Genomic DNA, 14,696 nt, shown 5'->3' with positions numbered 1-14,696 from the left:
AGGCGGCGGCTGGGCAAAGGCAACGTCAGGCCAGGTGGACCTTGGTGCCCCACGCGCGGCATTTGCTGGCGAGCGCGGGGGCAAGGGGCGCATCGGTGAAGAAGCCGGACAGATCGCCCAGCGAGGCCAGACGCGCCGGGGCCGAGCGTTGGAATTTCGACTGGTCGGCCACCAGAAAGGTCTGGCGCGATTGGGCGATGATGGCCTTGGACACCCGCACTTCTGCCAGATCGAAATCCAGCAGGTCGCCATCGGCGTCGATGGCCGAGCAGCCGATCACGGCGTAATCGACTTTGAACTGGCTGAAGAACTGGGTCGTCAACTCTCCGACCAGACCACCGTCCGAGCGGCGCAGCGACCCGCCGGCCAGAACCACCTCGCAGGCGGCGTTGGCCATCAGGGTGTTGGCGACGTTCATGTTGTTGGTGATGACGGTGATGGCGGAGTGGCGCAGCAGTTCGCGGGCGACCGCTTCGGTTGTGGTGCCAAGGTTGAGGATGATCGAGCAGTTGTTGGGGATCTGGGCGGCACAGGCGCGGGCGATGGCGGCCTTGGCGGCATCATTGGTGCGGCGGCGCTGTTCGTAGCCCTGGTTGGCGACACCGGTGCGCAGGATGGCCCCGCCATGAACCCGGTCCATGAAGCCGGCATCGGCCAGATCAGACAGGTCGCGCCGGATGGTTTGCAGGGTGACCGCGAATTTCCGGGACAGCTGATCGACGCTGACACGGCCTTCGCTGCGGGCAATCTCTAAAATCTCGTTCTGCCGAAAGCTTAATACCAAACCCATGTCCCCTTTGATCACATGGTCACTCAATACCGGGTTGGATTTGACATGTGATCTGTCAATTGTCACTGACTTTTATTCCTTTTCCCGCCCGATGCGGCAGGCTGCGGCTTGGCGATGGTGACTTCCGGAGCGCAGATTTCTCTGCCAATTTGCGGCAAACCGGAGGAGGCGCAGATGACCCATATTCTTGCCATCGACCAAGGCACCACCTCGTCGCGGGCGATCGTGTTTGATGGCGGGCTGCGGGTGGTGGCCAGCGCGCAGCGCGAGTTTGCGCAGCATTATCCGGCACCGGGCTGGGTGGAGCATGACCCCGAGGACCTGTGGCGGACCGTGGTGGAGACCGCGCGGGAGGCGCTGGCGCGGGCCGGGGTGACCCCGGCGGCGATTGGCATCACCAACCAGCGCGAGACGGTGCTGCTGTGGGACCGCGAGACGGGCGTGCCGGTGCATCGGGCGATTGTCTGGCAGGATCGGCGGACCGCAGGCCTGTGCGACACGCTGCGGGCCGAGGGGCTGGAGCCGGTGGTGACGGCGCGGACCGGGCTGCTGTTGGACCCCTATTTCTCGGCCACCAAGGTGAAGTGGGTGCTGGATCATGTGCCGGGGGCGATGGACCGGGCCCGGGCGGGCAAGCTGGCCTTTGGCACGGTGGACAGTTTCCTGATCTGGCGGCTGACCGGGGGCCGGGTGCATGCCACCGATGCCACCAATGCGGCACGGACCATGCTGTATGACATCGGCAAGAATGCCTGGGACGCCGAGATCTGCGCGGCTTTGGGGATACCGATGGCGGTGTTGCCGGAGGTGCGCGATTGCGCGGCCGACTTCGGGATGACCGAGCCGGCGATTTTCGGCGCCTCGATCCCGATTGCCGGGGTGGCGGGCGATCAGCAGGCGGCGACGGTGGGGCAGGCGTGCTTTCAGCCGGGAATGATGAAAAGCACCTATGGCACGGGGTGTTTTGCGCTGCTGAACACGGGGGGGGCGCGGGTCGCCTCGGGGCACCGGATGCTGACGACGATTGCCTACCGGCTGCGCGGGCAGACGACCTATGCGCTGGAGGGGTCGATCTTCATTGCGGGCGCGGTGGTGCAGTGGTTGCGCGACGGGTTGAAGATCATCACGGCGGCAAGCGAGACGCAAGCGCTGGCCGAGGCGGCGGATGACGCACAGGGCGTGGTGCTGGTCCCGGCCTTCACTGGGCTGGGCGCGCCTTATTGGCAGCCGGAAAGCCGGGGCGCGGTCTTTGGGCTGACACGCAATTCCGGTCCGGCCGAGATGGCGCGGGCGGCCTTGGAAAGCGTGGGGTTCCAGACCCGGGATCTGCTGGAGGCGATGCGGGCGGATTGGCAGGGTGCGGCGGGCGGCGTGCTGCGGGTTGATGGCGGAATGACGGCAAGCGCCTTTGCGATGCAGTTTCTGGCCGATGTGACCGGTGCGCCGGTGGACCGGCCGGTGATCACCGAAACGACGGCCCTGGGGGCGGCCTATCTGGCCGGTCTTGGGCGCGGCCTGTGCCCGGAGCCTGCGGACTTCGCCAAGGGCTGGGCGCTGGACCGCCGCTTTGAACCGGCGATGTCCCGGGGCGAGGCGGATGCGAAATACACCCGCTGGAAGCGGGCGGTCGCGGCGACGATGGCGTTTTGAAGGGGTCGATTTTTCGACGAAAAATCTGGGCCAAGGCGGAAGGCACGATTTTTCGACGAAAAATCTGATGCGCGTTTGGCTGATGGGGAATTCGGGAAATTGGTCGGAGCGAGAGGATTCGAACCTCCGACCCCCTGCTCCCGAAGCAGGTGCGCTACCAGACTGCGCTACGCTCCGACCGTGGGCGGGGAGTTACCGCGTGGCGTGGGGGTTTGCAAGGGGGCGCGCGCGGTTCGCGGCCGGAATCTGTGATCGGTCAGGAGGGATCGGTCGGCTCAGGCGATTTGGCGCTGTGGCTGTCGAAGAACTTGAGCCAGGAGGAGGAGCGGGGTTGCAGGCCAAGGTCGAATTCCGAGCGCGTTTCGGTGACGGGTTTGGTGGCGGAGACGGCGGGTGTCCCCTCGCGCAGGACGATGTAGATGCCGGAGGCGATGATGATGGCGGTGCCGATCACCGTGCCCATGTCATTGCTTTCGTGGAAGATCAGCGCGCCGTAGATCGAGGCCCAGATGATCTGGCTGTATTGCATGGGCGCGATGATGGCAGCCTGCGCGCGGCGGTAGGCGGCAATGTTGAACAGGCCCGCGACAAAGCCAAGGCTCGACATGGCGGCCAGAAGGCCAAGGTCGGTGAGCGGCAGGGGTTGGTAGACGAAGGGCAGCGCCAGACCCGAGACCACGGTGTTGGCGATCATCGGGTAGAGCATGATGACCACGGACCGCTCTGTCTGGCCGGTCTTGCGCAAGAGGACGGAGTTGACGGCGAAGATCACCGAAGCGGCGATGGCGGCCAGATGTCCCATGCCGAAATGCGCCTGACCGGGGCGCAGAACGACGATGACGCCGAAGAGACCGACGACGATGGCAATGCCGCGGTGCAGGCCGACCTTCTCGCCCAGCATGGGAATGGCGAAGAGGGTGATCAGCAGGGGCGAGGAGAAGAAGATCGGATAGGCCTCGGACAGGGGCAGTTTGGCGAAGGCGTAAAAGCCGCAGATGGCGCCCAGCACGACGAGGCCCGAGCGCAGGAAGGTCATGGCGGGCTGACGCGGGATCAGGTTGCCCTCGGACCGGTCGCTCATCAGCAGGAGGGCGACGAGGGGGAAGCCGAAGAGGCCGGAGAAGAAGATGTTCTGAAACGGGCTGTAGCTGGCGCCCATGTATTTCACGATGGCATCGGAGGTGGCGTAAATGCCAAAGGACAAAAGCGCCAGGAGGGCTCCGCGGGTGTTGGATGGACGGGCCGACATGACTGACCTGACGATGGGGGATGGCGGAGGGACTGACGCTTAAGTCCAACCAAACCGGGGGGAGTTCAAGGGCAAAACCCGTCAGGCGAGGGATTTGCCGGCCTGTCTGCGGCCTGCGGCGTAGAGAAGCATCATGCCGGCGGCGATGATGACGCCGATGCCAAGCGCGGTGGTGAGGGAGGGCCGCTCTCCCCAGAAGATCAGGCCGAGGGCGCTGGACCACATGATCTGGCTGTATTGCATGGGGGCTACGACGATGGCAGGGGCGGTGCGGTAGGCGGCGATGATGAAAAGCCCGCCGATCGTGCCCAGGGCCCCCATCTGCACGCCGACCTGCCAGTCATGCCAGGACAGCGTGTGCCAGACGAAGGGGGTGAAGACATCCGGGCCGAGGCGGGCCAGCAAGACGGGGCCAAGCAGGCTCCACCCCGTCAGGAGGAGGCCGGCGCCGAGCATCTGGAAAATGACGGGGTAAAGGAGGATGACGCCCGCCTTTTCCCGATGGCCGATCTTGCGCAGGATCAGCGAGTTCAGCGCCCCGGTGGTGGCGCCGCAGATCGCGGTCAGGTGGGCCAGCTGGAAATGGGTGGTGCCGGGCTGCAGGGCGATCAGCACGCCGCCAAAGCCCAGCAGGATGATCAGGCCCCGCAGCGGATCAATCGGCTCTCCGAGCAGGGGCCAGGCGAGGAGGGTGATCATCAGAGGCATGGTGAAGAAGATGGCGTAGCATTGCGCCAGGGGCAGGTGGGTGAAGGTATAGGTGACAAAGGCGCTGCCGAAGAGCGTGATCAGCACGCGCAGGGCGGTCAGCTTCGGCAGGGCGGGTTTCAGGCTGGCGCGACGGTCCATCCAGAAGATCTGGCCGAGCACGAAGGGCAAGGTGCAGCAGGCGGAAAAGAACATCACCTGAAACGAGTTGAGGTCTTGCCCCAGTGCCTTGATCGACACGTCAGAGCAGGCATAGGCGCAGAATGACGCCAGCGACAGCAGAGCGCCGCGCAAGGGGGTGGGGGAAATGGTCATGCTGCCTTATGCAGGCCATATGTAAACAAAACGCGCCCGTGACCGTCACGGACGCGTCGTTTTTTCTGAAAATCTGACCCGCCGCGTGGGAAGGTCCGACTTTCTTACAGGCTGGCGTCGAGGGCGGCGATCACGGCGTCGCCCATCTGGCTGGTGGACACCGGGGTGCCGCCTTGCGGGCCCATCAGGTCCGCGGTGCGCACGCCATCGGCGAGGACCTTTTCCACGGCCTTCTCGACGCGGGTCGCTTCGGCCCCCAGATCGAAGGAGTAGCGCAGGGCCATGGCGAAGGACAGGATGCAGGCGATCGGGTTGGCCTTGCCCTGACCGGCGATGTCGGGGGCGGAACCGTGGACGGGTTCATAGAGCGCCTTCGGGCGGCCATTGGCTTGCGGCAGGCCGAGCGAGGCGGAGGGCAGCATGCCCAAGGAGCCGGTCAGCATGGCGGCCATGTCGGACAGAAGGTCACCGAACAGGTTGTCGGTCACGATGACGTCGAACTGCTTGGGCCAGCGGCAAAGCTGCATGGCGCCCGCGTCGGCGTACATGTGCGACAGTTGGACGTCGGGATATTCCTTGTCGTGGATTTCCTGCACGACATCGCGCCACAGGATGCCGGATTCCATGACGTTGGCCTTCTCCATCGAGCAGACCTTGTTGTTGCGCTTGCGGGCCAGTTCGAAAGCCGAACGGGCGACGCGGGCGATCTCGGATTCGGTGTAGCGTTGGGTGTTGATGCCGACGCGTTCATTGCCTTCCATGAAGATGCCGCGCGGTTCGCCGAAATAGACGCCCGAGGTCAGTTCGCGCACGATCATGATGTCAAGGCCGGCGACGACATCCTTTTTCAGCGAGGAGAAGTCGGCCAGCGCGTCAAAGCACTGGGCGGGGCGCAGGTTGGAGAAAAGGTCCATCTCTTTGCGCAGGCGGAGGAGGCCGCGTTCCGGCTTCACCGAGAAATCCAGCTTGTCGTATTTCGGGCCGCCCACGGCGCCGAGCAGAACGCAATCGGCGTCCTGCGCCTTGGCCATCGTGGCATCGGTCAGGGGCGTGCCATGCGCGTCATAGGCGCAGCCGCCGACGAGGTCTTCGGACACATCGAAGGTGATGCCGCGCTTGGCGTCGAACCAGGTGATGATCTTTTTGACTTCGGCCATGACTTCCGGGCCGATGCCGTCACCGGCGAGGATGAGGATTGAGGGATTGGCCATGGCGGGCTCCTGTTGAATGGTCGGGGTTGGCCTAGCGGGTGGGGGGCGCGGGGTCAAGCTGACTTGGGCCCGACGTCCTTTTGCAGGGCGCGGAATTCGGCGGCCAGATGCGCCATCACCCGGCGGATGCGGGGGTTCTGGCGCAGCGCCTCGGGTGCGGTCAGCCAGACTGGCAGGGCGGGAAGCGGCAGGAAGGGCGCGATGCGTTCCACCGTGGGATCGGCGTCACCGATGACGGTTTGGGCGGCACCAAGGCCACATCCGGCGCGGACGAGGGCCCAGTAGACGATCTGATCATCGCAGCGCAGGGGAAAATCCTCGCGCCGGCGGGGCTGGCCGAGGGCGGCCATCATCCGCAGCATCAGGTCCGACCGGTCAAGACCGATGAGATGGGCGTCTTGCAGGTCCTGCAACGATTGCGGGCGGCCATGGCGGTCGAGGTAGGTTTTCGCACCGTAGAGCGCCATGGGCAGGTCCGTCAGGTGGCGGGTGACGACGTCGTTCTGGGTCGGGCGATACATGCGCAGGGCAATGTCCGCCTCGCGGAACAAAAGGTTTTCGGTGGAGTCGGTGGGGACAAGTTCGATCTCGATCCCCGGTTCGGCCTGTCGCAGGCGGGCGAGCATGGGCGGCAGCAGGTAGCAGGAGACGACCCGGCTGGCGGTGAGGCGGACGGTGCCGGTGAGGGAGTGTTCCTGACCGGCAGCGCGGAGGGCCAGTTGGGCTGCCGCCTCGCGCATGGTGGCGGCGGCTGGGATCAGGGACAGGGCGGCCTCGGTCGGGGTCAGGCCCTTGGCCTGGCGGGTGAAAAGCTGCGTGGACAGCGCGGCTTCCAGTTCGGCGATATGGCGGCCAAGGGTGGGCTGGCTGAGCGCAAGGCTGCGGGCGGCGGCGGACAACGAGCCGGTTTCCGCCACGGCGAGGAAGGAGCGGTAGAGGGTCCAATCCAGATTATCCATTCAATTATGAATAGCCGATCCTTGGATTTCGGCAATGGCCATGCGCGGGCTTAGGGCGCATTTTACCGGCAAGCAAGGATGGAGATGATCATGGGCAAGGTGGTTCTGGTTCTGGGTGCCAACGGATTGTTTGGCGGCCATGCGGCGCGGGCCTTTGCCGCCGCGGGCTGGGAGGTGCGGCGGTATCAGCGCGGCACGGATATGGCGGCTGCGGCGCAGGGCGTCGATGTGATCGTCAACGGGCTCAATCCGCCGAAGTATCATGACTGGGCGAACCTGATCCCGGCGCTGACCCGGCAGGTGCTTGCGGCGGCAGAGGCGTCAGGGGCGACGGTGATCGTACCGGGCAATGTCTATGTCTATGGCACGGAGCCGGGGCTTTGGGGGCCGGACACGCGGCAGGTTCCGGCCTCGAAGAAGGGGGCGATCCGGGTGGCGATGGAGGCGGCCTATCGGGCGGCCAGCGCGCGGGGTGTGCAGGTCATCCTGGTGCGGGGCGGGGACTTTGTGGCGCCGGACGCGCCGCAAAGCTTCTGGAGTTTCATGACGCTGAAGGGGCTGGCCAAGGGCAGGATCGTCAGCATGGCGGCGCCGGAGGTCACGCGGGCCTATGCCTATCTGCCCGACATGGCGCGGATTGCGGTGGCCTTGGCGGAAAAGCGGGCGGCATTGCCGGCCTTCACCGACATGCCTTATGCGGGTTACACCCTGTCGATGGCCGATCTGAAGGCCCATCTGGAGCGGTTGACCGGGCAAAGCTTGCGGATCACGCGGTTCGGCTGGTGGCAGATGACGCTGCTGGCACCTTTCTGGGAGCTGGCGCGAGAGCTGCGCGAGATGCGGTATCTTTATGACCACCCGCATCAGCTGGACCCTGCGCCCTTGGCGAAGGTCTTGCCAGAGTTCCGGGCCACCCCGCTGGATGCCGTGCTGCGCGCGGAGATCGCTGAACTGATGCCGGCTCAGGGCAGGGTCAGCTTGAGCCAGACCGGGCGGTGATGGCTGGCGAGGGTGAGGGTGGCGGCGAAGGGGTCGCTGTCGGCGGGCCACATGACCCCGGCGGCGGTGACCGGGATGTCTGGCGAGGGCAGGATCATGTCCAGGCGCAGGCCGGTGTTGTCCTTGCCGACGAGGGCGGTGTCCAGCGCCGGGTCGCCCTGCCGGCCCTTGTCGACGCGGCCCGAGCTGCCCTTGGGCGCAGGGTCCTGCACAAGGCCCGAGGTCAGCAGGCTGCGCAGCGCCGCGTGTTTGCCATCGCCATCGACGGGGTCGATGTTGGGCAGGCCCATCAGGACATAGGGCGGCTTGGGGGCGGGATAAAAGCCGGACTTGCCCTGCGGCAGGGTGCCGTGCAGCAGGTCCAGCCACAGGGCGGTTTCATCGGCATTGCGGCGGCCGTTGCGATCTTCGGGGCCGTCAAACATCGGCGGGGTGGCGTACCAGACCATGAGGGTCAGGCTCCGCCCTGATGCATAGGTCAATGGCACGACATAGTGGCCGGCAGAGGACAGGCGCTGCAGGCGCGCCGCCTCGGGTGTCATGTCGGGCGGCAGGTCGGCGTTGGGCAGGTCTTTCCACAGCAGGTCGGTCAGATCGACGATATGGTCACGGTCGATCGGCAGGCGCGACAAAAGTGCCATGCCGTCCTGCCCGGCAAAGCGGCCATAGGCCTGCGCATCGCGCGGGCCGCTGAGGGCGCCATCATGGTTGAGGTCAAGCCAGGTCGGGATGCCGGTGTTGGGACGCAGGGCAAGGGCATCGCTGTAGACCACGCCGATCTTGGCCAGACGCTGTTGCAGGGCGGCCAAGGCCAGCCCCTGTTGATCATAGTCGATCCCGGTCAGCAGCAGGACATCGGCATTCAACCGGGCGATCACGGTGATGTCCGCCTCGACCTGCGGGTCATCGGCTTGGGTCAGGTGTTGCAGGGTGATGCCGGGCCCGGCATGGGACATGGCGACGTTGTACGTCGCCAAGGTCAGGTCGCGGGAAACGGCTGCGGCCGGCAGCAGGGCAAGACAGAGGAGCAAAAGCCTCAGACCGGGGCGTATTGCCCGTCCGGATCGGTGCCACCACCTGCCAGACGCCGGGCCAGAATCATGTCTGACACGCGTCCCATGGCGATGCCCCGCATGAAAAGACTGGCAGGAAGAAACGACCATGCTGTCATCGTCCAGATCAGGGTTTGCGGTGTGGTCAAGGCAAGCGGCTGAAACCCCACCGAGGCAATCTCCACGACCGCGGGGGTCACGAAGGGCAACAGGAACCCAAGGGCGATGTTGACGCGCGCGTCCCGATTGAGTCGGGCTACGACATCACCCCCTGAGGTTGGGTCGAATGTAGGCAGATTGACCCAGACGTTAAAGGGGCGATCCCGGCGCGGCCAAGCGCCCATGCGCATCATGATCACGAACACCCCCAGCGAAATCAGCGAGATGAGATAGGACATGCCCGCCGCCGTGCGGACCGCGCCAACCTGCGCCTCGGTGGCGGAGGAGGCCATCATCAGGGTGGCCAGCCGCACCGGGCTGTAGGGGAAATCCATCGAGATGCCGATCAGGGCGCCCACGGCGTGGATCAATTCGGTCAGGGTGGAGGGATGGCTGCGGCCCCGCTCGATCGCGGACAGGCAGAAGACGGTGGCGAACAGCATCATGAAGCGGATGCGGTTGAAGGGCGGTGCGTCGCGGAACTCGACCAGGCCGGGATAGACGGAGTTGTATTCGACAAAGGTCAGCGCGCCGAGGAACAGCGCCACAAGCGCCACCATCTGCTGACTGTCGGCCCGCGGATCGGCCAAAAGAACGGTGGGCGTGGCAATGACCAACATCACCAGAACAGCCCGCATCGCCGCGCCTGAAAGCCGCGTTATCACTTCGCCTGCACCCCTTTGCCAGACGGATTTGGTGCTTTGCCAAACCCTTGTTCCAGCGACGCCCCACATATTGTGGCGGATTGCCTCAATCTTGCCCAAATTGTGCCTTCTTTCCTGCAGCCCCGCAACAGTTGACAGCACTAAGCCAGACAGACGTGGCAGATTGAGGGTTTAGGTGTTGCAGGATTGAATCAATTTTAAGCCAAGAAAAAGGCGGGGCGAGGGCAATGCCCCCGCCCCGCGCAAGATGTTGTGGTTATTGGGTTTTCAGACGCTAATCTGTCAGGCCCAGGGACGCAGTGCCGCGGCCGATTTCTCGAAGGTGTCAATGGCGCTGGCTTTGACCATGGTCAGCCCGATGTCATCGAGCCCGTTGATCAGGCAGTGCTTGCGGTGGCTGTCGACCTCGAACGGGAAGACGCGGCCATCCGAGGTGGTGACGGTTTGCGCTTCCAGATCCACGGTTTGACGGGCGTTCGCACCCTTCTTGGCGTCGTCCATCAGCGCATCGACCACGTCCTGCGGCATCACGATCGGCAGGATGCCGTTCTTGAAGCAGTTGTTGTAGAAGATGTCGGCAAAGCTGGTGGACACAACGCAGCGGATGCCGAAGTCCAAGAGCGCCCACGGGGCGTGTTCACGGGACGAGCCGCAGCCGAAGTTATCGCCGGCGATCAGGATCTCGGCCTTGCGGTAGGCGGGTTGGTTCAGGACGAACTCCGGGATTTCCGATCCGTCGAGATTGTAGCGCATCTCGTCAAACAGGTTCTTGCCAAGGCCGGTGCGGGCGATGGTTTTCAGGAACTGCTTGGGGATGATCATGTCGGTGTCGATGTTGACCAAGGCCATGGGGGCCGCGATGCCGGTCAGTTTGGTGAATTTTTCCATCTGTCCGGTTCCTTACACTTGGCTTGTCATCAGTTCGCGCACATCGGTCAGGTGACCGGTGATCGCGGCGGCGGCTGCCATGGCGGGGGACAGCAGGTGCGTGCGGCCTCCACGACCCTGACGGCCTTCGAAGTTGCGGTTGGAGGTGGCGGCGCACCGCTCACCGGGCGAGAGCTGGTCGGGGTTCATGGCGAGGCACATGGAGCAGCCGGCCAGACGCCATTCGAAACCGGCATCGAGGAAGATCTGGGCCAGCCCCTCTTCTTCGGCTTGTGCGCGGACCAGACCCGAACCCGGCACCACCATCGCGCGGATGCCGTCTTTCTTCTTCTTGCCCTTCAGGATCGCCGCAGCGGCCCGCAGGTCTTCGATGCGGCCATTGGTGCAGGAGCCGATGAAGACGGTGTCGATCTTGATGTCCGACAGCTTCTGACCCGGGACGAGGCCCATGTAGTCCAAGCTGCGCTGCACGGCGTCAACCTTGCCGCCGGTGAAGTCCGACGGGTTCGGCACCACGCCGGTGATCGGCAGAACATCCTCGGGCGAGGTGCCCCAGGTGACGACCGGGGCGATGTCTTCGCCTTTCAGGGTGATGACCTTGTCCCAATGGGCGCCCTCGTCCGAGAAGAGGGTCTTCCAGTAGGCGACGGCAGCCTCCCACGCAGCGCCTTTCGGGGCGTGCGGGCGGCCCATGCAGTAGGCGTAGGTCTTCTCGTCCGGGGCGATCAGGCCGGCGCGGGCGCCGCCCTCGATCGCCATGTTGCAGACGGTCATGCGGCCTTCCATCGACAGGTCACGGATGGCTTGGCCACAGTATTCGATGACATAGCCGGTGCCGCCGGCGGTGCCGGTGGCGCCGATGACGGACAGGGTGATGTCCTTGGCGGTGACGCCGGGGCGCAGGCTTCCGGTGATTTCCACCTTGAAGTTCTTGGCCTTGCGCTGGATCAGCGTTTGCGTCGCCAGAACGTGTTCGACTTCCGAGGTGCCGATGCCATGCGCCAGCGAACCGAAGGCGCCATGGGTGGCGGTGTGGCTGTCGCCGCAGACGACGGTCATGCCGGGCAGGGTCCAGCCTTGTTCGGGGCCGACGATGTGGACGATGCCTTGGCGGACGTCAGACACCGGATAGTAGTTGATGCCGAAATCCTTGGCGTTCTTGTCCAGCGCTGCGACCTGGATGCGCGAATCCTCGGTCATCGTCGCGGCGTTGGCGCGGTCCAGCGTGGTGGGCACGTTGTGGTCCGGAACGGCGATGGTCTTTTGCGGGGCGCGGACCTTGCGGCCGGTCATGCGCAGCCCTTCGAAGGCCTGCGGGCTGGTGACTTCGTGCACCAGATGGCGGTCGATATAGAGCAGACAGGTGCCGTCTTCGGCCTGATCCACCAGATGGTCGTCCCAGATTTTGTCGTAGAGCGTGCGAGCGGTCATGGCTCATCCTTGGGTGTTGGGAATGCGGGAAAGCGGATTTGGGGCCTGAAGCCCGGGACAGCCGATCAGGCGCGCGCGAGCACGGAGCGCGGGGCGCGCTGGAACCGCCATGGCAGGCGGTCGTGGTCGGCGATGTCGAAAAACCGGATCATGGCGCGGCTTTTACGCGGTTCCGGGCAGTCTCGCAAGCAAACACTCAAGGAAGCGGTCAGAGCCGTGCGAATTTGCCGTGGTCGATGTCACGCTCGCGTTGTTCAAGGTCGTAGCGGCTGACGGCTTGGTTCAGATAGGCCAATTCCGCCTCATGGCGGCTTGGGCGACGGGGGAACAGGGTGCGGAACAGGGTCATGGTGGTCTCCTTTTGCCTCCCTGTCGGCAATATGCTGCGTTGCGGCGGGCGGGAGAAGGGCCAAGGCGGGCGGGGCGTCATGCAGCAGTTGCATGGCTTGTAATATGAGTGCATAGGCCATTGCTTGCCACCGCCTGACGCAAGTGGTGGCAGAGGCGGCGGGCCGCGCCATATTGGCCGCAGGAGGCCCATCATGAAGATCAAACACCTGCTTGCGGTTCTGGCCCTCGGTGTTGCCGGACTTGCGGCAGAGGAGAGCGCCATGGCTGACACCTACAAATCGACCGAAACGCCGAAATATACAGTGGAAAAGGTCGATGGCGCGGTGGAAGTGCGCGATTATGCGCCGCGGATCATGGCAGAGGTGACGGTGACCGGCTCGCGCAGCGCGGCGATCAATGCGGGGTTCCGGGTGCTGGCGGGCTATATCTTCGGCGCCAACGAGGGCGGGGCGAAGGTGGCAATGACCACGCCGGTGACACAGGTGCCGGGCGAGACGATTGCGATGACCACGCCGGTCACGCAGATGGCGCGGGATGGCAACTGGCTGGTGCAATTCATGATGCCGGCGGAGTTCACGCTGGCGACGCTGCCCAAGCCCAAGGACGATCACATCCGCTTTGTGCCCTTGCCCGGCAACCGGCAGGTGGTGGTGCGATTCTCGGGCTTGGCGGGTGAGGGCGTTCTGGCCTCGCACGAGGGCGAGTTGCGGTCCTGGGCGCGGGGGCAAGGGTTGAAGGTGACGGCGGGGCCGTTCTACTATTTCTACGATCCGCCGTGGACGCTGCCGTGGAACCGCCGCAACGAGGTGGCCTTCGTCGTGCAATAGCTTGCGTGTCGGGCGATTCGCCGTTAAACGCGCACGCTTGCCTGTTGGCCCGGGCGTTCATTGAGGTTTCATGCCTTGACTGATAAGCTGGAGCCAAACCTTGCGCCGGGGTCTGATCGGCGCGCTTCCTTGGAGGACGTTGTCCTGTCTCATTCTGACCCTGCGACCGGCTTGCCGGTCGGGCCGCGGCCCGAGCGCCATGCCGCTGCCGCATCACTGGATTACACAGCCGAACAGGTGCTGGCCGAGGTTCTGGCCTCGCTGGACGATGACAAGGCTGAAGATGTCGTGCAGATCGATCTGCGCGGGCGCTCGGATGTGGCGGATTACATGGTGATCTGCTGTGGCCGGTCTTCGCGGCAGGTTGCCTCGATTTCCGACAAGCTGTCGGACCGTCTGAAGGAAAAATTCCGGATGGGCGCGAAGATGGAAGGCAAGGAAACCGGCGATTGGGTTCTGATCGACGGCAGCGACGTGATCATCCACGTCTTCCGCCCCGAAGTGCGCGAGTTCTATCAGTTGGAAAAGATGTGGATGCCCTCGGCAGCGCATCGGACCGACACGGATGCCGCTGTTTAAGTCGAAGGCGGGCTGAATGCGGGTGCATCTGATTGCTGTGGGGCGGCTGAGAGCTGGCCCGGAACGCGATCTGGTGGATGACTATGTCTTGCGATTTGACAGAACCGGGCGGCCCTTGGGGCTTGGCCCGGTTTTGCAACATGAGGTCGAGGACAAGAAGAACCTTGGCATGGGCGCGGAAGCCGAGCTTCTGGCGCGGGCGGTGCCCTCGGGCGCGGTTCTGGTGACGCTGGATGAACGCGGCAAGGTGATGTCGTCGCCGGAGTTTGCCGGGATGCTGGCGAAGTGGCGCGATGGCGGGCGGCAGGATGTGGCGTTCGTAATTGGCGGAGCGGACGGGATTGACCCGTCGCTGCGGGCCAAGGCGGATGCCTCGGTCAGTTTTGGCGCGATGGTCTGGCCACATATGCTGGTGCGGGTGATGCTGGCGGAGCAGTTGTACCGCGCGGCAACGATTTTGGGCGGCGGACCCTATCATCGGGCATGATCTGCGCCGATTTTTCTGCGAAAAACCCCATGAGCCTGCCCGCGGTGCGCAGAGTGTTGCGGCACCCGATTTTGCCACGTAAAAGCAGGGGGACCCTGCGAAAGGCCTGACCCATGACCGCAAAAAAGCCCGTTGTTCTGTGCATTCTGGATGGCTGGGGGATCGGCGCCAATCCGGCGGTTTCGGCCCCTGCGCAGGCAAAAGTGCCGAATTTCAACCGGATCTGGGCAGAGTGCCCGCATTCGACACTGACGACCTTCGGGCCTCAGGTCGGGTTGCCGACGGGGCAGATGGGGAATTCCGAGGTTGGGCATACCAACATCGGTGCCGGGCGGATCGTGGCGATGGATCTGGGCGCGATTGATCTGGCGATCGA

Annotated in this window: 15 protein-coding genes, 1 tRNA gene and 1 pseudogene; 6 read left to right on the top strand and 11 right to left on the bottom strand. The window is 64.6% G+C overall.

What is annotated here, in order from left to right:
* Nucleotides 1–25: 25 nt before the first annotated feature.
* Nucleotides 26–784 (bottom strand): DeoR/GlpR family DNA-binding transcription regulator, encoded by a 759-nt coding sequence (locus AC1Y2B_RS03485; RefSeq protein ID WP_482251846.1) that lies wholly within the window; start codon nucleotides 782–784, stop codon nucleotides 26–28.
* Nucleotides 785–964: 180 nt separating this feature from the next.
* Between AC1Y2B_RS03485 and glpK the strand changes: the two genes are divergently transcribed.
* Nucleotides 965–2,440 (top strand): glycerol kinase GlpK, encoded by a 1,476-nt coding sequence (gene glpK / locus AC1Y2B_RS03480; protein WP_482251665.1) that lies wholly within the window; start codon nucleotides 965–967, stop codon nucleotides 2,438–2,440.
* Between the two features lie 100 nt (nucleotides 2,441–2,540).
* Here the strand turns inward: glpK and AC1Y2B_RS03475 are convergent.
* The 5 genes from AC1Y2B_RS03475 to AC1Y2B_RS03455 all read right to left on the bottom strand — a co-directional run bounded on the left by AC1Y2B_RS03475 (nucleotide 2,541) and on the right by AC1Y2B_RS03455 (nucleotide 6,882).
* Nucleotides 2,541–2,617, bottom strand: a tRNA-Pro gene (locus AC1Y2B_RS03475).
* Nucleotides 2,618–2,696: 79 nt separating this feature from the next.
* Complete coding sequence (locus AC1Y2B_RS03470; protein WP_482251664.1) at nucleotides 2,697–3,689, bottom strand: DMT family transporter; 993 nt, start codon at nucleotides 3,687–3,689, stop codon at nucleotides 2,697–2,699.
* An 81-nt stretch (nucleotides 3,690–3,770) separates the two neighbouring features.
* Nucleotides 3,771–4,712: a DMT family transporter gene (locus AC1Y2B_RS03465; protein WP_482251663.1), complete on the bottom strand. Its 942-nt coding sequence runs from the start codon at nucleotides 4,710–4,712 to the stop codon at nucleotides 3,771–3,773.
* 104 nt (nucleotides 4,713–4,816) lie between these two features.
* Nucleotides 4,817–5,923 (bottom strand): 3-isopropylmalate dehydrogenase, encoded by a 1,107-nt coding sequence (gene leuB, locus AC1Y2B_RS03460; RefSeq protein WP_482251662.1) that lies wholly within the window; start codon nucleotides 5,921–5,923, stop codon nucleotides 4,817–4,819.
* Nucleotides 5,924–5,976: 53 nt separating this feature from the next.
* Nucleotides 5,977–6,882 carry a LysR family transcriptional regulator gene (locus AC1Y2B_RS03455; RefSeq protein ID WP_482251661.1) on the bottom strand — a complete coding sequence of 302 codons (906 nt, stop codon included), beginning with the start codon at nucleotides 6,880–6,882 and terminating at the stop codon, nucleotides 5,977–5,979.
* Nucleotides 6,883–6,972: 90 nt separating this feature from the next.
* On the opposite strand from AC1Y2B_RS03455, the gene AC1Y2B_RS03450 reads away from it, so the two are divergent.
* Nucleotides 6,973–7,881 carry an NAD-dependent epimerase/dehydratase family protein gene (locus tag AC1Y2B_RS03450; RefSeq protein WP_482251660.1) on the top strand — a complete coding sequence of 303 codons (909 nt, stop codon included), beginning with the start codon at nucleotides 6,973–6,975 and terminating at the stop codon, nucleotides 7,879–7,881.
* Here the strand turns inward: AC1Y2B_RS03450 and AC1Y2B_RS03445 are convergent.
* The 5 genes from AC1Y2B_RS03445 to AC1Y2B_RS03425 all read right to left on the bottom strand — a co-directional run bounded on the left by AC1Y2B_RS03445 (nucleotide 7,845) and on the right by AC1Y2B_RS03425 (nucleotide 12,425).
* A complete protein-coding gene (locus AC1Y2B_RS03445) occupies nucleotides 7,845–8,912 on the bottom strand; it encodes an endonuclease/exonuclease/phosphatase family protein (RefSeq protein ID WP_482251659.1) in 1,068 nt (355 codons plus the stop codon). The two genes, AC1Y2B_RS03450 and AC1Y2B_RS03445, sit on opposite strands and share 37 nt — an antisense overlap.
* Before the next feature lie 5 nt (nucleotides 8,913–8,917).
* Nucleotides 8,918–9,730, bottom strand: a complete 813-nt coding sequence (locus AC1Y2B_RS03440) for a hypothetical protein (RefSeq protein ID WP_482251658.1) — start codon at nucleotides 9,728–9,730, stop codon at nucleotides 8,918–8,920.
* A 309-nt stretch (nucleotides 9,731–10,039) separates the two neighbouring features.
* A complete protein-coding gene (leuD, locus tag AC1Y2B_RS03435; RefSeq protein ID WP_482251657.1) occupies nucleotides 10,040–10,645 on the bottom strand; it encodes a 3-isopropylmalate dehydratase small subunit in 606 nt (201 codons plus the stop codon).
* 12 nt (nucleotides 10,646–10,657) lie between these two features.
* On the bottom strand, nucleotides 10,658–12,076 hold the full coding sequence (leuC, locus tag AC1Y2B_RS03430) for a 3-isopropylmalate dehydratase large subunit (protein WP_482251656.1): 1,419 nt from the start codon (nucleotides 12,074–12,076) through the stop codon (nucleotides 10,658–10,660).
* Between the two features lie 208 nt (nucleotides 12,077–12,284).
* A complete protein-coding gene (locus AC1Y2B_RS03425) occupies nucleotides 12,285–12,425 on the bottom strand; it encodes a hypothetical protein (protein WP_482251655.1) in 141 nt (46 codons plus the stop codon).
* A gap of 193 nt (nucleotides 12,426–12,618) precedes the next feature.
* Here AC1Y2B_RS03425 and AC1Y2B_RS03420 point away from each other — a divergent pair, with 193 nt between their 5' ends.
* From AC1Y2B_RS03420 to AC1Y2B_RS03405, 4 genes and pseudogenes are all read left to right on the top strand, one after another.
* Nucleotides 12,619–13,254, top strand: a complete 636-nt coding sequence (locus AC1Y2B_RS03420; protein ID WP_482251654.1) for an SOUL family heme-binding protein — start codon at nucleotides 12,619–12,621, stop codon at nucleotides 13,252–13,254.
* 75 nt (nucleotides 13,255–13,329) lie between these two features.
* The gene (rsfS, locus tag AC1Y2B_RS03415; RefSeq protein ID WP_482251653.1) at nucleotides 13,330–13,833 is read left to right on the top strand and encodes a ribosome silencing factor; all 504 of its coding nucleotides are present in this window, start codon (nucleotides 13,330–13,332) and stop codon (nucleotides 13,831–13,833) included.
* 16 nt (nucleotides 13,834–13,849) lie between these two features.
* Entirely contained in the window at nucleotides 13,850–14,320 is a 471-nt protein-coding gene (rlmH, locus tag AC1Y2B_RS03410) for a 23S rRNA (pseudouridine(1915)-N(3))-methyltransferase RlmH (protein WP_482251652.1), read from the top strand.
* Between the two features lie 113 nt (nucleotides 14,321–14,433).
* Nucleotides 14,434–14,696, top strand: a pseudogene (locus tag AC1Y2B_RS03405) (2,3-bisphosphoglycerate-independent phosphoglycerate mutase); the annotation flags it as partial.

This window comes from Stagnihabitans sp. (assembly GCF_964946895.1).
Note: the sequence above shows the minus strand (reverse complement) of the source record. Positions and strands in the feature narration are given on the sequence as shown.